This is a genomic window from Sphingobium sp. 3R8, from assembly GCF_020166615.1.
In the GTDB taxonomy this organism is placed as follows: Bacteria; Pseudomonadota; Alphaproteobacteria; order Sphingomonadales; family Sphingomonadaceae; genus Sphingobium; species Sphingobium bisphenolicum.
Window position 1 is genome coordinate 34,658 of record NZ_JAIQXR010000022.1, and the last position, 18,836, is coordinate 53,493.

Consider the following 18,836-nt stretch of genomic DNA (forward strand, 5'->3'; position numbering starts at 1 on the left):
GCCCATAGCGGGATGCGGGAGGCTTGTCACCCCCTAATGCGTCATGGCAGCCAGGCCGTCGCCAGCATCGCAACCGGCGGGGCGGCGTTGGGGCATGGCCGCTTAACTTCGCACATTTCCCGCCCATTCAGACATTTCATGGCGAGAATAGGCCATTATCTTGCGCCTTTGCTTGCGCCCTTTGCATCCATCGCCACGCCAGTTTGCCATGGCCGAGCGTTGTAGGACAGCGCGCAAGCAACCGACGACGCCGCCAAAAAGGAAAGGGCCGATTCGCGACGCGAACCGGCCCTTTTCAATCTCGCCGCAGGGCGAAGGGTTTAGCCTTCGACCACCGCCACCATGTGCGGCAGCTTCTTGATCGCACCGCGGACTTCCGCCGTGTCTTCAAGCTCCACCACGCGGTGCATCTTGCCCAGGCCCAGGCCGATCAGAATCTTCTTCTGGTCGGCGGGGCGACGGATCGGCGAACCGATCTGCTTGATCTTGATTTTCGCCATGTCGCTTACTCCACGATCGCGTCGGCGTCAGCCGCCGCAACTTCGACCGAAGCGCCACCGCGACGAAGCAGGTCGGCGACCTTCTTGCCGCGACGCTGCGCCACCGACTTGGGGCTGGTCTGCTCGACCAGCGCCACGAAGGTCGCACGGATCATGTTATAGGGGTTCGACGTGCCGTTCGACTTGGTCACGACGTCCGCGACGCCGAGGCTTTCGAACACGGCGCGCATCGGACCGCCGGCGATGATACCCGTACCGGCCGGGGCCGAACGGACCGTCACCTTGCCGGCGCCGAAATGGCCGAGACCGTCATGATGCAGCGTGCGGCCTTCCTTCAGCGGAACGCGGACCATCGCCTTCTTGGCGGCGGCAGTCGCCTTGCTGATGGCTTCCGGCACTTCGCGTGCCTTGCCATGACCGAAGCCCGCACGGCCCTTACCGTCGCCGACGACGACCAGAGCCGCGAAACCGAAGCGCTTACCGCCCTTGACGGTCTTCGAGACGCGGTTGATGTGAACCAGCTTCTCGATCAGTTCTTCGCCCTGATCCTCGTCGCGGTTGCCGCCACGACGATCGTCGCGACGGCCACGGCCGCCACGCTCGCCACGGTTGCGATCATTGCCGCCACCGCCGCCGCGGTTGCCACGGCCACGGCCGGGACCACGACCTTCGGTCGGTGCAGTCGCTTCGGCGCCCTCGACGGGTGCGACGACTTCGTTGGTGTTTTCGTCAGCCATGATCAGAACTCCAGCCCGGCTTCACGGGCCGCATCGGCCAGCGCCTTGACGCGGCCATGGAACAGGAAGCCACCACGGTCGAACACGACGCGGGTGACGCCGGCAGCGGTCGCTGCGGCGGCGACGCGCTTGCCGACATCGGCAGCCGCTTCGGACGTGGCGCCGGTCTTGCCGCGCACGTCCTTGTCCAGGGTCGATGCGGCGGCAACGGTCTTGCCCTGCGCGTCATCGATGACCTGGGCGTAGATGTGACGGCCCGAACGGTGAACGCTGAGGCGCGGGCGGGTGCCCGAAACAGCCTTGAGCGCGGTGCGAACGCGGCGACGACGCCGCGCGAAGAGGGAAAGCTTTGCCATCTTACTTCTTCTTCCCTTCCTTGCGGAAGATGAATTCGCCGGCGTATTTGATACCCTTGCCCTTATAGGGTTCGGGCTTGCGCCAGCGACGGATCTCGGCCGCTACCTGACCGACCTGCTGCTTGTCGATGCCGCTGATCTCGACCGTGGTGTTATCCGGGGTCTTGATCTCGATCCCGTCGGGGATCGCGAAATCGACGTCATGGCTGTAGCCAAGCTGCAGCTTCAGGTTCTTGCCCTGCGAGTTGGCGCGGTAGCCGACACCGGTGATGAGCAGCTTCTTGGAGAAGCCCTCGGTCACGCCGGTGATCAGGTTCTGCACCAGCGTCCGCTGCATACCCCAGAAGGCGCGCGCCTGCTTGGTCTTGTTGGCCGGCTGTACGGAGATGCCGTCATTTTCCAGCGTGTAGCTGATCTCGTCGCGCATCTGCAGGGCCAGCGTCCCCTTGGGACCCTTGACCGACAGCTGCCCGCCTTCGATGGTCGCGGTCACCCCTGCGGGGATCGCGACCGGCTTTTTACCGATGCGGCTCATTAGAACACCTCCGCCAGCACTTCGCCGCCGACATTCTGTTCGCGCGCTTCGGCGTCGGACAGAACACCGCGAGGCGTCGAGACAATGGTGATGCCCAGGCCGTTGCGAATCACCGGAAGTTCCTTGGAACCCGAATAGACGCGGCGGCCAGGCTTGGACACGCGGGCGACATGCTTGATCGCCGGCTGGCCTTCGAAATATTTCAGCTCGATGCGCAGGCCCGGGTGATTGCCGAGGGCTTCCTCGGAATAACCACGGATATAGCCTTCGCGCTGGAGCACGTCGAGCACGCGGGCGCGCAGCTTGGACGCCGGCGACATAACGCTGTCCTTCTTCGCCTGCTGCCCGTTGCGGATGCGGGTGAGCATATCACCCAAGGGATCGGTCAATGCCATCTCAAATGATCCTTACCAGCTCGACTTGGTGACGCCGGGGATCAGGCCCTTGTTGGCCAGATCACGCAGCTGCACGCGGCAGAGGCGGAATTTGCGGTAATAAGCGCGGGGACGCCCCGTCAGTTCGCAGCGGTTCCGAACGCGGGTCGGATTGCCGTTGCGGGGGATCTCCGCCATCTTCAGACGCGCGATCAGACGATCGCTGTCGTCGGCCGCGGTATCATTCGCGATCGCCTTGAGCTTCGCATAGCGGCCGGCATATTTCTTCACCAGCTTCTTGCGGCGCTCGTTCTTGTTGATCGAACTCAGTTTCGCCATGACTTAAGTTCTCTTCCTTAGCTTAAGCGTTGGGAGAGAAGCGGGGCCTTATCAGGCCGCCTGCTTCTCTTCTTCCTGCGGGAAGGGGAAGCCGAAGAGGCGCAGCAGTTCGCGCGCTTCGTCGTCCGTCTTCGCGGTGGTGGTGACGATGATGTCCATGCCGCGCACCTTGTCGACGCGGTCATAGCTGATCTCGGGGAAGATGATCTGCTCCTTGATGCCGAAGGCATAATTGCCACGGCCGTCGAAGCTCTTCGGGTTGAGACCACGGAAGTCGCGCACGCGGGGCAGCGCGATATTGATCATGCGGTCAAGGAATTCATACATGCGCTCGCGGCGCAGTGTGACCTTGGCACCGATCGGCATGCCTTCACGCAGCTTGAACTGCGCGATCGACTTCTTCGCCTTGGTGATGACCGGCTTCTGGCCGGCGATCAGTTCCATTTCCTCGGCGGCCTGCGTGACCTTCTTCTTGTCCTGGGTCGCTTCGCCCACGCCCATGTTGAGCGTGATCTTGTCGATCTTGGGGACTTCCATGACGTTCTTATAACCGAACTTCTCGGTCATCGCCTTGGCGATTTCAGCGTCATACTGCGCCTTGGAGCGCGGGATATATTTGTCGGCCATTACAGCACCTCACCGGACTTGACGGCGACGCGGACCTTCTTGCCGTCGCGGTCCTCGAAACGGACGCGGGTCGGCTTGCCATCCTTGTCGGCGACAGCGACGTTCGAAATGTGCAGCGGGGCCGGCTTGCGCTCGATGCCACCCTGCGGGTTCGACTGGTCGGGCTTGCGATGCTTGGCATGCACGTTGATGCCTTCCACCAGGACCTTGTCGTCCTTGGGCATCACCTGCAGGACGGCGCCGGTACGGCCCTTGTCCTTGCCAGCCAGGACGACGATCTTGTCGCCCTTCTTGATCTTAGCAGCGCTCATTACAGCACCTCGGGAGCAAGGCTGATGATCTTCATGTGCTTCTTGGCACGCAGCTCGCGAACGACCGGGCCAAAGATACGGGTGCCGATCGGCTCCTCGTTCTTGTTGATCAGCACAGCGGCGTTGCCGTCGAAACGGATGACCGAACCGTCTGCACGGCGGATATCCTTGGCGGTACGCACGATGACGGCACGATGCACGTCACCCTTCTTCACCTTGCCACGCGGCGCAGCTTCTTTGATCGAGACGACGATGATGTCGCCCACGCCAGCGAAGCGACGCTTCGAGCCGCCCAGCACCTTGATGCACTGGACGCGCTTGGCGCCGCTGTTGTCAGCGACGTCAAGATTGGATTGCATCTGGATCATTGGATCCGGTTCCTTCTTATTTGGCCTACCGGGGCAATTCCCGGCGGTTCCGAATTCATCTGCCTAGAGCCCGGTGACTCTACGCGAAGCGCGGGCCTGTAACCCTTTCCGAAGGAAAAGGCCAGCCCCGCGCCGCATTTTTCACCGAAGGCTCAGCGAGCCGTCCCTCAGGCCGCCGTTTCCGGCGACTTGTGGGTGTCCACGCGCTCGATCACCTTCCAGGTCTTGAGCTTGGAAATCGGGGCAGTCTCTTCGATTCGGACCGTCTCGCCTTCCTTGTAGACATTGCCCTCGTCATGGGCATGGTACTTCTTCGAACGGCGGATGATCTTGCCGTAGAGCGCATGCTTAACCTTGCGCTCTACACGAACCACCACCGTCTTGTCGGTCTTGTCGGAAACCACCGTTCCCGTCAGCACGCGCTTGGGCATCGTGTGTTTCCTTTACTTCGCGGCGGAGCTGTTACGCTCCGTCTGCAGGGTCTTGATCTGCGCGATCGACCGACGGACTTCCTTGACGCGGCTGGGCTTTTCCAGCTGGTTGGTGGCCGCCTGGAAACGCAGATTGAACTGCTCGCGCTTCAGGTTGTTCAGTTCGGTCGACAGTTCGTCGTCCGTCTTGGTCTTCAGGTCTGCAACATTCGCCATGTGCTTAACCCTCCAGATGCGAGGTGTCGCCGAGGCGGGCGACGACCTTGGTCTTGATGGGCAGCTTCATCGCGGCGCGCGAGAAGGCCTCTGCTGCGAGCGGACCGGGCACGCCGTCCAGTTCGAACAGGATGCGACCCGGCTTGACGCGGGCGGCCCAATATTCGACCGAACCCTTGCCCTTGCCCTGACGGACTTCGGCAGGCTTCTTGGAAACCGGCACGTCGGGGAAGATGCGGATCCACAACCGGCCCTGACGGCGGATGTGGCGGGTGATCGCGCGGCGGGCCGCTTCGATCTGGCGTGCGGTGACGCGCTCGGGTTCCATGGCCTTGAGACCATAGGAGCCGAAGTTCAGGGCCGAGCCACCCTTGGCATCGCCCTTGATCCGACCCTTGAAGGTCTTGCGGAACTTCATTTTCTTCGGTTGCAGCATGACGCTATTACCTTCTTATCTTCAGCGCGCCGGGCGCACGCCGGAGGTCTGAGCCTCCAGCATCAGCCGGTCGGTGGCCATCGGATCGTGACCAAGGATTTCGCCCTTGAAGATCCAGACCTTGATGCCGCACACGCCATAGGCGGTGTGTGCCGTGGCTTCGGCATAGTCGACGTTCGCACGCAGCGTATGCAGCGGAACGCGGCCTTCGCGATACCATTCGACGCGCGCGATCTCCGCGCCGCCCAGACGGCCGCCGCAGGTGATCTTGATGCCTTCGGCGCCCAGACGCAGGGCCGACTGCACCGCACGCTTCATCGCCCGGCGGAACGCCACGCGGCGTTCGAGCTGGTCGGCGATGCCCTGTGCGACGAGCTTGCTATCGATTTCCGGCTTGCGAATCTCGACGATGTTCAGCGACACGTCGGACGAGGTCAGCGCGCCCAGCTTCTTGCGAAGCTTTTCGATGTCCGCGCCCTTCTTGCCGATGATGACGCCCGGACGGGCGGCGTAGATCGACACGCGGCACAGCTTGGCCGGACGCTCGATCACGACCTTGGAGATCGCGGCCTGCGGCAGGGTCTTGAAGATGAACTGGCGGATCTTGAGATCCTCCAGCAGCAGGCGACCATAGTCGGCGCCTTCGGCGAACCAGCGGCTGTCCCAGGTGCGGTTGATCTGCAGACGCAGACCGATCGGATTGCTCTTGTGGCCCATGTGCTTACGCCTCCGCTTCTTCGCCAGCTTCACGCACGACGATGCGCACGCGGCTGAAGGGCTTGAGGATCCGGGTCGACTTGCCGCGGCCGCGCGCGTGGAAGCGCTTCAGGGTGAAGCTCTTGCCCACCGATGCTTCCGCGACGACCAGCGAATCGACGTCGAGATTGTGGTTGTTTTCCGCATTGGCGATGGCCGAAGCCAGCACCTTGCGCACGTCGACCGCCATCGCCTTCTTCGAGAAGGCGAGAATGTTCAGCGCGTCCTCGACCTTGCGGCCGCGGATGAGCGTGGCGACCAGGTTCAGCTTCTGGGCCGAACCACGGATCTGCGTGCCAACGGCCAGCGCCTCATTGTCGGCGACGCGACGGGGAGCCTTTTCCTTGCTCATCAGCGCTTGCCCTTCTTGTCGGCGGCGTGGCCGGGGAAGAAGCGGGTCGGGGCGAATTCGCCCAGCTTGTGACCCACCATATCCTCGTTCACGGAGACCGGAACATGCTTGCGGCCGTTATAGACGTTGAACGTCAGGCCAACGAACTGCGGCAGGATGGTGGAACGGCGCGACCAGGTCTTGATCGGCGCACGGCCACCCGCGTCCTGCGCGGTTTCCGCCTTCTTCAGAAGGCTGAGGTCCACGAAAGGACCTTTCCAGACGGAACGAGCCATCTCGCTTACCTCTTCTTCTTCGCATGGCGGCTACGGATAATCATCTTGTCCGTCGCCTTGTTGTGGCGGGTGCGCGCACCCTTGGTCGGCTTGCCCCATGGCGTAACCGGATGACGGCCGCCCGAGGTGCGGCCTTCACCACCACCATGGGGGTGATCGACCGGGTTCTTGGCGACGCCGCGCGTCAGCGGGCGGATGCCGTTCCAACGGTTGCGGCCAGCCTTGGCGAGGTTGGTGTTGCCATTGTCCGGGTTGCTGACGGCGCCGATGGTGCCCATGCAGTCCGAACGGATGTAGCGCTGCTCGCCCGAGGACAGACGCACCATCACCATGCCGCGATCGCGACCGACGAGCTGGGCGTAGGTGCCCGCAGACCGGCAGAGCTGACCGCCCTTGCCCGGCTTCATCTCGATGTTGTGGATGATCGTGCCGACCGGCATCTGACCCAGTTCCATCGCGTTGCCCGGCTTCACGTCGGTCTTCTTGCCGGCGATGACCTTGTCACCGGGGGCAAGACGCTGCGGCGCCAGAATATAGTTCTGGGTGCCGTCGGGATAGTTGACCAGCGCGATGAAGGCGGTGCGGTTGGGGTCATATTCCAGACGCTCGACCGTACCTTCGACATCCCACAAGCGGCGCTTGAAGTCGATGATGCGATAGCGCTGCTTGTGACCGCCACCGATGCCGCGCGAGGTCACATGACCCTTGTTGTTGCGGCCGCCGGTCTTGCGCTTGCCTTCGGTCAGCGCCTTGACGGGCTTGCCCTTGTGCAGGCTGGACTTGTCGACCAGGATCAGGCCGCGGCGGGCCGGGCTGGTCGGGTTATAATGCTTCAGAGCCATCTCAGCGGACTCCCTCGGTGATGTCGATCGACTGGCCTTCGGCCAGGCGGACGATCGCCTTCTTCACGTCCGAACGCTTGTAGGGCTTGCCCTTCCAGCGCTTCGTCTTGCCCTTCGTGACCAGCGTGTTGACGCTCTTGACGTCCACACCCCAGATCGCTTCGACAGCGGCCTTGATCTCCGGCTTGGAGGCATCGCCCGCCACCTTGAAGACCACGGCGTTGTTTTCGCTGAGAAGGGTCGACTTCTCGGTGATGTGGGGGGCGACAACCACGTCATAATGACGGTTGTCGACGGTCCCGGCTTGCTTTTTAGCCATTGAAACGGGCCTCCAGCTTTTCGACCGCGGCGCGGGTGAGCACCAGCGAGTCGGCTTTCAGGATGTCATAGACATTGGCGCCAACGGCAGGGAGCAGGTCCACGCCGATGATGTTCGCCGAAGCCTTCGCGAAGCTGACGTTGACCGCGTCGCCGTCGATGAACAGCACCTTGGTGAGGTTCAGCTTGGCGAGGCTGGCGACCAGCGCCTTGGTCTTGCCTTCGGCGACGTCCAGGCTGTCGATGATCGTGAGCGTGCCGCTCTTGACCTTCGACGACAGCGCCATCTTCAGACCCAGCGCGCGAACTTTCTTGTTCAGCGAGGGGTTGAAGTCGCGGACGCGGGCGCCGTGCGCCTTACCACCACCGATGAACACCGGCGCACGGCGATCGCCGTGACGGGCGGTGCCGCCGCCCTTCTGGCGGCCGAACTTCTTGCCGGTGCGGGCAACATCGCTACGCTCGCGGGTGCCGCGGGCGGTGCCGCGACGCTTTTCGAGCTGCCAGGTGACGACGCGGTGCAGGATGTCGGCGCGGGGCTCGACACCGAACACGGCATCGTTAAGCTCCAGATCGCCAGCTTCCGCTGCGTCGAGGGTCTGTACCTTGACCTTCATGGTTTAGCCCTCCTGGCCTTCGGTCGCTTCAGGCGCCGCGGCGTCTTCCGCCGGGGTGTTCGCCGGAGCGTCATTGCTGTTGTCAGCCTTCTTCAGGCTGGCGGGGTACGGCACGTCGGCCGGACGGGGAACCTTGACCGAGTCCTTGATGGTCAGCCAGGTGCCCTTGGCGCCCGGAACGCTGCCCTTGACGAAGATCAGGCCACGCTCGACGTCCGTGCGGACGATTTCGAGATTCTGCTGGGTCCGCTCGCGGTCGCCCATATGGCCGGCCATCTTCTTGTTCTTGAAGACGCGGCCCGGATCCTGGCGGTTACCGGTCGAACCATGCGCACGGTGGCTGATGGACACGCCGTGGGTGGCGCGCATACCGCCGAAGCCCCAACGCTTCATCGCACCGGCAAAGCCCTTGCCCTGCGTGTGACCCGACACGTCGACCAGCTGGCCGTCGATGAAATGGTCTGCGGCGATTTCAGCGCCGACGTCGAGGAGCGCATCCTCGGCGACGCGGAATTCAACCAGGCGAGCCTTCGGCTCGACCTGCGCCTTGGCGAAGTGGCCACGCTGCGGCTTGGCGACATTCTTCACCTTGGCAACGCCGGCGCCGAGCTGGACGGCGACATAGCCATCGCTGTCGACATCCTTGCGGGCCACGACCTGATTGCCCTCAAGGGCCAAAACCGTAACCGGGATATGGCGTCCGTCCTCTTGGAACAGACGGGTCATCCCGACTTTCTTAGCGATCACGCCTGTGCGCATCACTGATTACTCCCATAGAGGCCCGTCTTAGCAACGGGCGTATCCAACGAAAAAACCGCTCAGCATCTCTGCTTCGCGGCCCAACCCAATGTATAGATCACCCCGTCCGGGTTGGATGCCACCCCCTGCTCGGGAATAGCGACGGGGGACCAGAACCACAGACCCGCTGGTTGCCCAGTGCTGTGCGGTATCCCTTGTGTCGTGTGAGCTTCCGGTTTCCCGAAATGCCCGATACCCTGCCCTCTTTTCAGAAAGCAGGGACTTGTCGGCTTTAGGCCAACTTGATCTCGACGTTCACGCCGGCAGCCAGGTCCAGCTTCATCAGCGCGTCGACCGTCTGCGGCGTCGGCTGCACAATGTCAAGCATACGCTTGTAGGTGCGGACCTCGAACTGCTCGCGCGACTTCTTGTCGATGTGCGGACCACGGTTGACCGTGAACTTTTCGATGCGCGTCGGAAGGGGAATGGGACCGCGAATAAGGGCGCCGGTGCGGCGGGCGGTGTCGGCGATGTCGCCGGTCGCCTGATCAAGCACGCGATGATCGAACGCCTTGAGGCGGATGCGGATGTTGCTGTCCATAGTTCCTGTACCGATGCGAAAGAGCCAAAAACGTAGAGCATTTTCAAAAATCAGCCGGAGCAGCCGATGACTTGTGAAAATGCGCCAACCAAAAAATATCCGCCCCGCAAACTGCCCTTCTAGCTCTTGCGAGCCGGAGAAAGGCGATCCGGGGCGGTTAAAATCCTCAGCGGCACGAATCGGGTGATTCGCGCCGCTGCGGTCCTATATTACTTCGAGATCGTGCCGACAACCCCTGCGCCGACGGTGCGGCCGCCTTCGCGGATCGCGAAGCGCAGGCCGGCGTCCATGGCGATCGGGGCGATCAGCTTCACGCCGAGCTTCACGTTGTCGCCAGGCATGACCATCTCGGTGCCCTCGGGGAGGATCACTTCGCCGGTCACGTCCGTGGTGCGGAAGTAGAACTGCGGACGATAGTTGGCGAAGAACGGGGTGTGACGGCCGCCTTCTTCCTTCGACAGGACGTACACTTCGGCGTCGAATTCGGTGTGCGGGGTGATGGTGCCGGGCTTCGCCAGAACCTGACCACGCTCCACGTCTTCACGCTTCGTGCCGCGCACCAGGGCGCCGATATTGTCGCCTGCACGACCTTCGTCGAGCAGCTTGCGGAACATTTCCACGCCGGTGACGGTCGTCTTGGTGGTGTCCTTGAGGCCGACGATCTCGACTTCTTCACCAACCTTGATGATGCCGGTTTCGACACGGCCGGTGACGACGGTGCCGCGACCCGAGATCGAGAACACGTCTTCGATCGGCATCAGGAAGGGCTTGTCGACCGGACGCTCGGGCTGCGGGATCCAGCTGTCGACGGCCGCCATCAGGGCCAGAACGGCGTCATGGCCGATTTCAGGCGTCTTATCCTGCAGCGCGGCAACGGCCGAACCGGGGATGACGGGGATGTTGTCGCCGTCGAAATCGTAGCTGCTGAGCAGTTCGCGGATTTCCAGCTCGACCAGCTCGAGGATTTCGGCGTCGTCGACCAGGTCGACCTTGTTCATGAACACGACAAGCTGCGGCACGCCGACCTGACGGGCGAGCAGGATGTGCTCGCGGGTCTGGGGCATCGGGCCGTCGGTGGCCGACACCACCAGGATCGCGCCGTCCATCTGGGCGGCACCGGTGATCATGTTCTTGACGTAGTCAGCGTGACCCGGGCAGTCGACGTGCGCATAGTGACGGGCTTCGGTCTCATATTCGACGTGGGCGGTCGAAATGGTGATGCCGCGCTCGCGCTCTTCGGGCGCCTTGTCGATGTTGTCGTACGACGTGAAGGTCGCGCCGCCGGTCTCGGCCAGCACCTTGGTGATCGCTGCGGTCAGCGAGGTCTTGCCATGGTCGACGTGACCGATGGTGCCGATGTTGCAGTGCGGCTTGTTCCGCTCAAACTTAGCCTTAGCCATTTTATCCTACCTTCTAATCAAAATCAGCTTGGGTCTGACCGCTCGGCCGCGCCTCGCGAAGGCGCGTCCATAGCAGCAAATTTACAGATTACCAGCCCCTAACCGAGCCGTTCGCACGGCTCGGCACGGGAAAGTCATCAGGCCATCTTCGCCTTGACTTCATCCGCCACATTCTGCGGCACTTCGTCATAGTGCGAGAAGATCATCGAATAGTTCGCACGCCCCTGGGTGAACGAACGCAGCGAGTTCACATAGCCGAACATGTTGGCCAGCGGAACCATCGCCTCGACCACCTGCGCGTTGCCGCGCGTATCGGTGCCCTGGATCTGGCCGCGACGGCTGTTCATGTCGCCGATGACGTCGCCCAGATATTCTTCCGGGGTGACGACTTCGACCTTCATGACCGGTTCGAGCAGCGTGATGCCCGACTTCTGCGCGACTTCGCGCATCGCAGCACGGCCGGTGATTTCGAACGCCAGAGCCGACGAGTCGACGTCATGATAGGCGCCGTCATACAGGTTGATTTCGAAATCGATGATCGGGAAGCCGATCAGCGAACCGGTCGCCGCGGTTTCGCGCATACCCTTCTCGATCGCCGGGATATATTCCTTGGGAATATTACCGCCCTTGATCTCGTCCTTGAAGATGATGCCCGCGCCGCGCTCGCCCGGCGTGACCTTCACCTTGATGCGGCCGAACTGGCCGGTGCCGCCCGACTGCTTCTTGTGGGTGTAGTCGACGTCGACGGCCTTCTTGAGATATTCGCGATAGGCCACCTGCGGCGCACCGACATTCGCCTCGACCTTGAACTCGCGCTTCATGCGGTCGACCAGGATTTCGAGGTGAAGCTCGCCCATGCCCTTGATGATGGTCTGGCCCGATTCGTGATCGGTCGAGACGCGGAAGGACGGATCTTCGGCGGCCAGGCGGTTGAGCGCGACGCCCATCTTTTCCTGGTCGGCCTTGGTCTTGGGTTCCACCGACAGTTCGATGACCGGCTCGGGGAATTCCATCCGCTCCAGGATGATCGGCTTGCGCTCGGCGCACAGCGTATCCCCGGTGGTGGTTTCCTTCATGCCGGCCAGCGCGACGATGTCGCCGGCATAGGCCGCATCGATGTCTTCACGGCTGTTCGCATGCATCAACAGCATGCGGCCGATCTTTTCCTTCTTGTCCTTGACCGAGTTCAGGTACGTACCCTTGGTCAGCGTGCCCGAATAGACGCGCAGGAAGGTGAGCGAGCCGACGAACGGATCGTTCATGATCTTGAACGCCAGACCCGAGAAGGGCGCGTCGTCCGCGGTCGCGCGGCTGTCGGGTTCGTCGGTGTCGGGATTGATGCCCTGCACGTCTTCGATGTCGAGCGGCGAAGGCAGATAGTCCACGACTGCGTCGAGCAGGGGCTGAACGCCCTTGTTCTTGAACGCCGAGCCGCACAGCACCGGCACGAACGACTGGTTCAGCGTACCCTTGCGGATCAGCGCCTTGAGCGTCGCGGTGTCGGGCAGATTGCCTTCGAGATAGGCTTCCATCGCCTCGTCGTCCTGTTCGACGGCGAGTTCGATCAGCTTTTCGCGATATTCGGCAGCCTTGTCGGCGAGGTCGGCCGGAATCTCTTCATAGGAGAATTCGGCGCCCAGATTCTCATCCTTCCAGATGATGGCGCGATTCTCGACCAGGTCGACCAGGCCCTTGAACTCGCTCTCCGCACCGATGGGGAGATAGAGGACGGCCGGGATCGCACCCAGGCGATCGATGATCGTCTGCACGCAATAATAGAAATTGGCGCCGGTGCGGTCGAGCTTGTTGATGAAGCACATCCGCGGAACCTTGTACTTGTCCGCCTGGCGCCACACGGTTTCCGACTGCGGCTCAACGCCGGCGACGCCGTCGAACGCGGCGACCGCGCCGTCCAGCACGCGCAGCGAACGTTCGACTTCGATGGTGAAGTCGACGTGACCGGGGGTGTCGATGATGTTCAGGCGGTGATCGTTCCAGATGCACGTGGTCGCAGCCGACGTGATGGTGATCCCACGCTCCTGCTCCTGCTCCATCCAGTCCATCGTGGCGGCGCCGTCATGGACTTCGCCGATCTTGTAGGACTTGCCGGTGTAGTAAAGGATACGCTCGGTCGTGGTGGTCTTGCCGGCGTCGATATGCGCCATGATACCGAAATTGCGATACTTCTCGAGCGGATGGCTGCGGGCCATGATGCTTCTCCGTTGCCGGTGCGCCGGCGGTTGGGGATTCGTTTGATCTGGGCGTGGCCCCTAAACCAATCCGTTCGCCATGGGTAGGCCCACGACGAACGGATGGATTTTTAGAGCGAAAAACGGGACGGACACCCTGCGGCGACCTTCCCGTTCATCATTGTTACCAGCGATAGTGCGAGAAGGCGCGGTTCGCTTCCGCCATGCGGTGCGTGTCTTCGCGCTTCTTCACGGCATTGCCGCGGTTGTTGGCGGCATCCAGCAACTCACCCGACAGGCGCGCGGCCATCGTGGTTTCGCTGCGGTTGCGCGCTGCGGTGATCAGCCAGCGGATCGCCAGGGCCTGCGACCGCTCGGGGCGGACTTCCACAGGAACCTGATAGGTCGCACCGCCGACGCGGCGGCTGCGGACTTCGATGCCGGGCTTCACATTGTTCAGCGCGTCATGGAACAGGCCGATCGGATCCTTCTTGGCGCGGGTCTCGACGGTTTCGAGAGCGCCATAGACGATCGATTCAGCAACGGCCTTCTTGCCGTCCTGCATGATGCTGTTCATGAACTTGGACAGAACCTGATCGCCATATTTGGGATCGGGCAGGATGATGCGCTTTTCGGGGCGACGACGACGTGACATATTATTGTTCTCCCCTTACTTCGGACGCTTCGCGCCGTACTTCGAACGGCTCTGCTTGCGATCCTTGACGCCCTGGGTATCCAGAACGCCGCGAAGAACGTGGTAGCGCACGCCCGGAAGATCTCGCACACGGCCGCCGCGGATCAGCACGACGCTGTGCTCCTGCAGGTTATGGCCTTCACCCGGAATATAGGTGATGACTTCGCGCTGGTTGACCAGGCGAACCTTGGCCACCTTGCGAAGCGCCGAGTTCGGCTTCTTCGGGGTCGTCGTATAGACGCGGGTGCAAACGCCGCGCTTCTGCGGGTTTGCATCCATTGCAGGGACCTTGCTCTTGGTCTTCTGCAGCTCGCGGCCCTTGCGGACCAGCTGGTTGATTGTTGGCATGAAGCCCTTCACCTTTTTCAGTTACTTTACCTGGGCATCCCCGCGCCTCGCACCGCCTGGAGGAATGATTCGTCCAAACGGCAAAGGCCCCGGTGGGCATAAGCCCCCCTGGAGCCGCAAGAGCACCCGGTAATGTTCAGCTCTAGTGTCGCCCAGTTGATATGACGCGAGGAGACGAGTCTTCGCACGGCAAGGTCGCTGGGCAGCCGCGCCTATAGCCATCGACGCCCGGCCGGTCAAGCGAGCAGCGGCGGCGGCGATCGGCGCTTTTCAGCTACACGCTTTTTCAGGCACTTAGTAAATTGATAACCTTAACAGTCCTATGATGACAACCCGCTCAGCCTGGACGCGACGTGACGATATTATCCCCTTTCACCGGCGAGTTTCGCGATCCCGACCGGGAATCGGCGTTCCAGGCCGAACGACTCCCCGAAACCCGCCGCCATGCCAGAACCTTGTTCGCCCTGTCGGCGCTGCTGAACGCCATCTTCCTGATCAGCGACTGGCGCTTTGCCGGCACCCCCCATTTCTGGGTCGCCATTCCCGCCCGCCTCGCCGTCGTCGCAGGATCGCTGCTGTGCCTTGCCCTGTGGCGCTACACCCGCAGCTTCTCCGCGCTGGAGCGACTCTGCTTCCTGTGGCAGGGGATCACCGCCATCGGCGTGGCGCTGCTCGTCAGTTCGCGCAGCGACATTGCCCTCTTCGTGCTGGTCATGCTGCCGCTCGTCTTCTACCTCGTCGTGCCCACCAGCTTCCGCGGCAATGCCGGCGGCGGCCTGGCCTGCGCTGTCGCGATGCTGACCGGCTATCTTGCCCCTGCGCCGCATAGTCAGACAGCGATCGGCATGGTCCTGGCGATGCTGATCCTGCATTGCGGCATGTGGATGGCCATCACCCGGCACAACCGGCTGCAACGGCAGGAATGGACGGCCGGCCGACTGGCGCAGGCGGCGCAGGCGGCGCTGGCCAACAGCCTCGACGCGCTGGAGCGGATGTTCATGGCCGTGCCCATCCCCCTGCTCGTCACCCGGCACGACGGCAGCATCCTGCGCCTGAACCAGGCCGCGCAGGACGCCTTTGCCGCCGGCAGCGACATCCCCCTTGCGCATGTGGAGCAGACCTATGTCGACCTGCCGATCCGCAACCTGCTGTTCGGGATGTTGCAGCGCGAGGAGCGCGTCGACAATTTCGAATGCCGCCTGCGCCGGGCGGACGGACAGATTCGCGACACATTGCTGTCCTCGCGCCCGATCGTCGTCGACGACACGCCCTGCATCGTGACCAGCGTCGTGGACATCACTGAACGCAAGGAAGCCGAACAACATCTCGAGCGGCTGGCCATGACCGACGCACTGACTGGCCTTGCCAACCGCGCCCATTTCATGGCGGCAGTGACCCAGACCCAGGCGACGAGCGGCCCGGCCAGCCGACTGGTGGATTCGGCCCAATCGGCGATTTTGCTGATCGATCTGGACGAATTCAAGCGGGTCAACGATACCGCAGGGCATGATGCGGGCGACGCGCTGCTCTGCGCCGTAGCGGACCGCCTGCGCCTGGCGCTGCGACCGGGCGATCTGGTGGCGCGCATGGGCGGCGACGAATTTGCCGTGCTGCTGACGCGCCTGCCGCATGCGGATGCGCTTCCACCAATCCTGGCGCGCATCACCGATCATCTCCATGCGCCGCTCAGCTATCGCGGCCGGCCGATCGAGGCGCGGGTCAGCATCGGCGTGGCGCTCTTCCCCGACCATGGCGGCGATGTCACCGCACTGGTCAAACATGCCGACATCGCCCTCTACCACGCCAAGAATAGCGGGCGCGGGCGCGCGACCCTGTTCGAGCCGGCGCTGCTCGCCAATTGGGAGCGCGAGGCGACCATGCTCGACCGGGCGCGGCACATTCTGGCGCAGGAACGCCCCTGCCCGTGGTATCAGCCCAAAATCGATCTCGCCACCGGCGCACCGGTGGGATTTGAAGCGCTGTTCCGCTGCCCCACGACCGCCGGCGCGGTCATCATGCCCGCCGACATCGCCGCCGCCTTCGAACATCCCGAACTCGGCCCCGCCATCACCGCGCAGATGATCGACGGCATCCTGGCCGACTGCCGCCGCTGGCGCGACGCCGGCCTGCCCTTCGGCCATGTCGCCTTCAACGTGTCGGGCGCCGACCTCAACGACGATGATTTCGCCGACCGCCTGCTGCGCCGCCTGGCGGACGCCGATCTGCCGCCCTCGATCATCGAACTGGAAGTAACCGAATCGGTGTTCCTGGGACGTAATGCCGACCGGGTCGGCCGCCTGCTGCAACGGCTGAGCGACGCGGGCGTCGCCATCGCCCTGGACGATTTCGGCACCGGCTATGCGTCGCTGTCGCACCTCAAGCAATTCCCGATCGACGTCATCAAGATCGACCAGCGCTTCGTCCGCGACCTCGAAACCGACCCGGACGACGCCGCCATCGTCCGCACCGTGCTGAACCTGGCCTATAGCCTGGGCATCCGTACCGTGGCGGAAGGCGTGGAGAACCAGCAGCAGGTGGACTATCTGCGGGCCGGCGGGTGCCATATGGGGCAGGGCTATCATTTCAGCGCCGCCATCCGCGCGGCGGATGTCGAAGCCATGCTCGGCCGGCAGGATCAATTCCGCCAGATCTGAAATAAATCCGCAAATAATCGACCGAAGCAGGGAACAAAAAGCCAGACCGATCATTTCGCCGCATCGATCGCTCGACTCGTCACGACTCCGCAACGACGGATTCGCGCGAAAGGCAAAGCTTTGCTACCGGCCCCCTCGCTATATAAGAGTCGGGGTCGCATTGTCGCATCAGAAGAAGAAGGGGGTCGCTCCCCTCCGGGAACGGCTGCTCGCCCTATGCCCGGAACGGGAGATATTCCTCCGTTCCGGCGGCCAGGTGAAATTCCTCCGCATCTCGCGCCGCGCGCAGCTTGCCGCGATCGGCGTGACGTCCGCCGCGCTGCTCGGCTGGGGCGGCATGACCCTGTCGATGCTCGCCGGCAGCGCATCGGTCGCGCAGGAACGCGCCGCGCTGGCGCAGCAGGGCCGCTCGGTCGCCACTGCCGCCACCAAGGTCGAGGGCTATCGCAAGTCGGTCGAGGATCTGGCGCAGGATCTCGAAGCCCGCCAGGACTTCATGGACGACCTTTACAAGACCCATTTCGGCGATCAGGACGATAAGTCCGCGGGCAGCGACATGGCCGCCCCGACCAGGGCGGAAAAATCCGACGCGCTGACCGCCAAGATCAGCCTGGCGCCCGAAGCCGCACCGCTGGTCCGGCTGGAAGCGCGCCAGCGTCAATTCGCCACCCTGCTGACCGCCGCAGTCGAGCGCCGCGCGGACAAGGCCGCCGCCGCGATCCGCAGCTTCGGCCTCAACCCCGACAATCTCGCCCGCAGCGCCGCCCGCGCCCAGGGTGGCCCCTTCGTCCCATGGAAGGGCGACAAGGGCGCGCTGACCGACGAACTGGAAAATCTGGCCGACGCCATGTCGCGCATGGAATTTCTGGAACGCAGCCTGCTCACGATTCCCTCAGGCCGCCCGACCGGATCGCCGATGCTGACCAGCTCCTATGGATACCGTCGCGACCCGTTCAACGGCCATGCCGCCTTCCATGCCGGCCTCGACTTTCCCGGCCGCTACGGCCAGCCGATCACCGCCGCCGCCGACGGCAAGGTCAGCTATGTCGGCCAGCGCCAGGGCTATGGCAATGTCGTCGAGGTCGAACATGGCAATGGCATCATGACCCGCTACGCCCACCTGTCCGGTTTTTCCGCCCGCGTCGGCCAGAAGGTCGCGCGCGGCGACACCATCGCCCGGATGGGATCGACCGGCCGTTCGACCGGCACCCATCTCCATTTCGAGGTCCGGCTGAACGGCCAGGCCGTCAATCCCCGCCCTTTCCTGGAGGCCCGCAAAGATGTTCTCCAAGTCCAGCAAATCGCCACGGCCCGCTTCGCCGATGTCCGCGACCGGGGGTAAGTCCATCCCCTTCTCGCTGATCGGCAGCGACGTGACGATCACCGGCAACCTCGCCGCGTCGGTCGACCTGCATGTCGATGGCGCCATCGAGGGCGACATAAGCTGCGCCGCCCTGGTGCAGGGGCCGGACAGCCGCATCACCGGCCATGTCACCGCGCAGAGCGCGCGCCTTGCGGGCCTGGTTGACGGGTCGATCGCCGCGGGCGAACTGGTGGTCGAAAGCAGCGCCCGGATCACCGGCGACGTCGTCTATGAACGCATCACGATCGAACCGGGCAGCCGCATCGAAGGCCGCTTCCGCCCCAGTGACAGCGACGCCCCCGCCGCCGAGTTGAAGCTGATCGCCAACGACAGCGCAGGGTAACAGCCCCGTGTTCCCGCGCAGGCGGGAACCCAGTCCCGCACTTGCGGTCATGCGACCGGGTCGAACTGGGCTCCCGCCTGTGCGGGAGCACGTCGCGCTCTCCGCCTCTAACCATA

Annotated in this window: 27 protein-coding genes; 3 read left to right on the top strand and 24 right to left on the bottom strand. The window is 63.4% G+C overall.

Features of this window, described 5'->3' with window-relative positions; genetic code table 11:
- Positions 1-320 precede the first annotated feature (320 nt).
- From rpmD to rpsL, 24 genes are all read right to left on the bottom strand, one after another.
- The gene (rpmD, locus tag K9B33_RS18565; protein WP_066560520.1) at positions 321-500 is read right to left on the bottom strand and encodes a 50S ribosomal protein L30; all 180 of its coding nucleotides are present in this window, start codon (positions 498-500) and stop codon (positions 321-323) included.
- 5 nt (positions 501-505) lie between these two features.
- A complete protein-coding gene (gene rpsE, locus K9B33_RS18570) occupies positions 506-1,237 on the bottom strand; it encodes a 30S ribosomal protein S5 (RefSeq protein ID WP_224550560.1) in 732 nt (243 codons plus the stop codon).
- Between the two features lie 2 nt (positions 1,238-1,239).
- Complete coding sequence (gene rplR / locus K9B33_RS18575; protein ID WP_066606453.1) at positions 1,240-1,593, bottom strand: 50S ribosomal protein L18; 354 nt, start codon at positions 1,591-1,593, stop codon at positions 1,240-1,242.
- A gap of 1 nt (position 1,594) precedes the next feature.
- The gene (rplF, locus tag K9B33_RS18580) at positions 1,595-2,128 is read right to left on the bottom strand and encodes a 50S ribosomal protein L6 (RefSeq protein ID WP_066606456.1); all 534 of its coding nucleotides are present in this window, start codon (positions 2,126-2,128) and stop codon (positions 1,595-1,597) included.
- A complete protein-coding gene (gene rpsH, locus K9B33_RS18585; RefSeq protein WP_224550561.1) occupies positions 2,128-2,523 on the bottom strand; it encodes a 30S ribosomal protein S8 in 396 nt (131 codons plus the stop codon). The genes rplF and rpsH overlap by 1 nt, the downstream gene beginning before the upstream one ends.
- Before the next feature lie 12 nt (positions 2,524-2,535).
- A complete protein-coding gene (gene rpsN, locus K9B33_RS18590) occupies positions 2,536-2,841 on the bottom strand; it encodes a 30S ribosomal protein S14 (protein WP_007707881.1) in 306 nt (101 codons plus the stop codon).
- A gap of 51 nt (positions 2,842-2,892) precedes the next feature.
- Entirely contained in the window at positions 2,893-3,468 is a 576-nt protein-coding gene (gene rplE, locus K9B33_RS18595) for a 50S ribosomal protein L5 (protein WP_224550562.1), read from the bottom strand.
- Complete coding sequence (gene rplX / locus K9B33_RS18600; RefSeq protein ID WP_224550563.1) at positions 3,468-3,779, bottom strand: 50S ribosomal protein L24; 312 nt, start codon at positions 3,777-3,779, stop codon at positions 3,468-3,470. The genes rplE and rplX overlap by 1 nt, the downstream gene beginning before the upstream one ends.
- Positions 3,779-4,147, bottom strand: coding sequence for a 50S ribosomal protein L14 (gene rplN, locus K9B33_RS18605; RefSeq protein WP_056691686.1), 369 nt, complete (start codon positions 4,145-4,147; stop codon positions 3,779-3,781). Before rplN ends, rplX begins: the two co-directional genes overlap by 1 nt.
- Positions 4,148-4,314: 167 nt before the next feature.
- Positions 4,315-4,578: a 30S ribosomal protein S17 gene (gene rpsQ / locus K9B33_RS18610; protein ID WP_006960320.1), complete on the bottom strand. Its 264-nt coding sequence runs from the start codon at positions 4,576-4,578 to the stop codon at positions 4,315-4,317.
- Positions 4,579-4,590: 12 nt separating this feature from the next.
- Positions 4,591-4,794 carry a 50S ribosomal protein L29 gene (rpmC, locus tag K9B33_RS18615; RefSeq protein ID WP_056691689.1) on the bottom strand — a complete coding sequence of 68 codons (204 nt, stop codon included), beginning with the start codon at positions 4,792-4,794 and terminating at the stop codon, positions 4,591-4,593.
- Between the two features lie 4 nt (positions 4,795-4,798).
- On the bottom strand, positions 4,799-5,230 hold the full coding sequence (rplP, locus tag K9B33_RS18620) for a 50S ribosomal protein L16 (protein WP_056691692.1): 432 nt from the start codon (positions 5,228-5,230) through the stop codon (positions 4,799-4,801).
- Positions 5,231-5,251: 21 nt separating this feature from the next.
- The gene (gene rpsC / locus K9B33_RS18625) at positions 5,252-5,947 is read right to left on the bottom strand and encodes a 30S ribosomal protein S3 (RefSeq protein ID WP_224550564.1); all 696 of its coding nucleotides are present in this window, start codon (positions 5,945-5,947) and stop codon (positions 5,252-5,254) included.
- 4 nt (positions 5,948-5,951) lie between these two features.
- Positions 5,952-6,338, bottom strand: a complete 387-nt coding sequence (rplV, locus tag K9B33_RS18630) for a 50S ribosomal protein L22 (RefSeq protein ID WP_224550565.1) — start codon at positions 6,336-6,338, stop codon at positions 5,952-5,954.
- Complete coding sequence (gene rpsS, locus K9B33_RS18635; protein ID WP_007707899.1) at positions 6,338-6,613, bottom strand: 30S ribosomal protein S19; 276 nt, start codon at positions 6,611-6,613, stop codon at positions 6,338-6,340. Before rpsS ends, rplV begins: the two co-directional genes overlap by 1 nt.
- A gap of 5 nt (positions 6,614-6,618) precedes the next feature.
- Positions 6,619-7,455 carry a 50S ribosomal protein L2 gene (gene rplB, locus K9B33_RS18640; protein ID WP_224550566.1) on the bottom strand — a complete coding sequence of 279 codons (837 nt, stop codon included), beginning with the start codon at positions 7,453-7,455 and terminating at the stop codon, positions 6,619-6,621.
- 1 nt (position 7,456) lies between these two features.
- Positions 7,457-7,774, bottom strand: a complete 318-nt coding sequence (locus K9B33_RS18645) for a 50S ribosomal protein L23 (RefSeq protein WP_224550567.1) — start codon at positions 7,772-7,774, stop codon at positions 7,457-7,459.
- A complete protein-coding gene (gene rplD, locus K9B33_RS18650; RefSeq protein WP_224550568.1) occupies positions 7,767-8,390 on the bottom strand; it encodes a 50S ribosomal protein L4 in 624 nt (207 codons plus the stop codon). Before rplD ends, K9B33_RS18645 begins: the two co-directional genes overlap by 8 nt.
- 3 nt (positions 8,391-8,393) lie before the next feature.
- A complete protein-coding gene (gene rplC, locus K9B33_RS18655; RefSeq protein WP_224550597.1) occupies positions 8,394-9,149 on the bottom strand; it encodes a 50S ribosomal protein L3 in 756 nt (251 codons plus the stop codon).
- A 271-nt stretch (positions 9,150-9,420) separates the two neighbouring features.
- A complete protein-coding gene (gene rpsJ / locus K9B33_RS18660; RefSeq protein WP_007686587.1) occupies positions 9,421-9,729 on the bottom strand; it encodes a 30S ribosomal protein S10 in 309 nt (102 codons plus the stop codon).
- A gap of 209 nt (positions 9,730-9,938) precedes the next feature.
- Complete coding sequence (tuf, locus tag K9B33_RS18665) at positions 9,939-11,129, bottom strand: elongation factor Tu (RefSeq protein ID WP_066606490.1); 1,191 nt, start codon at positions 11,127-11,129, stop codon at positions 9,939-9,941.
- Between the two features lie 137 nt (positions 11,130-11,266).
- Complete coding sequence (gene fusA, locus K9B33_RS18670; protein WP_224550569.1) at positions 11,267-13,339, bottom strand: elongation factor G; 2,073 nt, start codon at positions 13,337-13,339, stop codon at positions 11,267-11,269.
- A 163-nt stretch (positions 13,340-13,502) separates the two neighbouring features.
- A complete protein-coding gene (rpsG, locus tag K9B33_RS18675; RefSeq protein ID WP_224550570.1) occupies positions 13,503-13,973 on the bottom strand; it encodes a 30S ribosomal protein S7 in 471 nt (156 codons plus the stop codon).
- Between the two features lie 15 nt (positions 13,974-13,988).
- Positions 13,989-14,360: a 30S ribosomal protein S12 gene (gene rpsL / locus K9B33_RS18680; protein ID WP_004208728.1), complete on the bottom strand. Its 372-nt coding sequence runs from the start codon at positions 14,358-14,360 to the stop codon at positions 13,989-13,991.
- A gap of 353 nt (positions 14,361-14,713) precedes the next feature.
- Here rpsL and K9B33_RS18685 point away from each other — a divergent pair, with 353 nt between their 5' ends.
- The 3 genes from K9B33_RS18685 to K9B33_RS18695 all read left to right on the top strand — a co-directional run bounded on the left by K9B33_RS18685 (position 14,714) and on the right by K9B33_RS18695 (position 18,720).
- The gene (locus K9B33_RS18685) at positions 14,714-17,014 is read left to right on the top strand and encodes a putative bifunctional diguanylate cyclase/phosphodiesterase (RefSeq protein ID WP_224550571.1); all 2,301 of its coding nucleotides are present in this window, start codon (positions 14,714-14,716) and stop codon (positions 17,012-17,014) included.
- Between the two features lie 256 nt (positions 17,015-17,270).
- Positions 17,271-18,356: a M23 family metallopeptidase gene (locus K9B33_RS18690; RefSeq protein ID WP_224550572.1), complete on the top strand. Its 1,086-nt coding sequence runs from the start codon at positions 17,271-17,273 to the stop codon at positions 18,354-18,356.
- Positions 18,337-18,720: a polymer-forming cytoskeletal protein gene (locus K9B33_RS18695; protein ID WP_224550573.1), complete on the top strand. Its 384-nt coding sequence runs from the start codon at positions 18,337-18,339 to the stop codon at positions 18,718-18,720. The genes K9B33_RS18690 and K9B33_RS18695 overlap by 20 nt, the downstream gene beginning before the upstream one ends.
- Positions 18,721-18,836 lie beyond the last annotated feature (116 nt).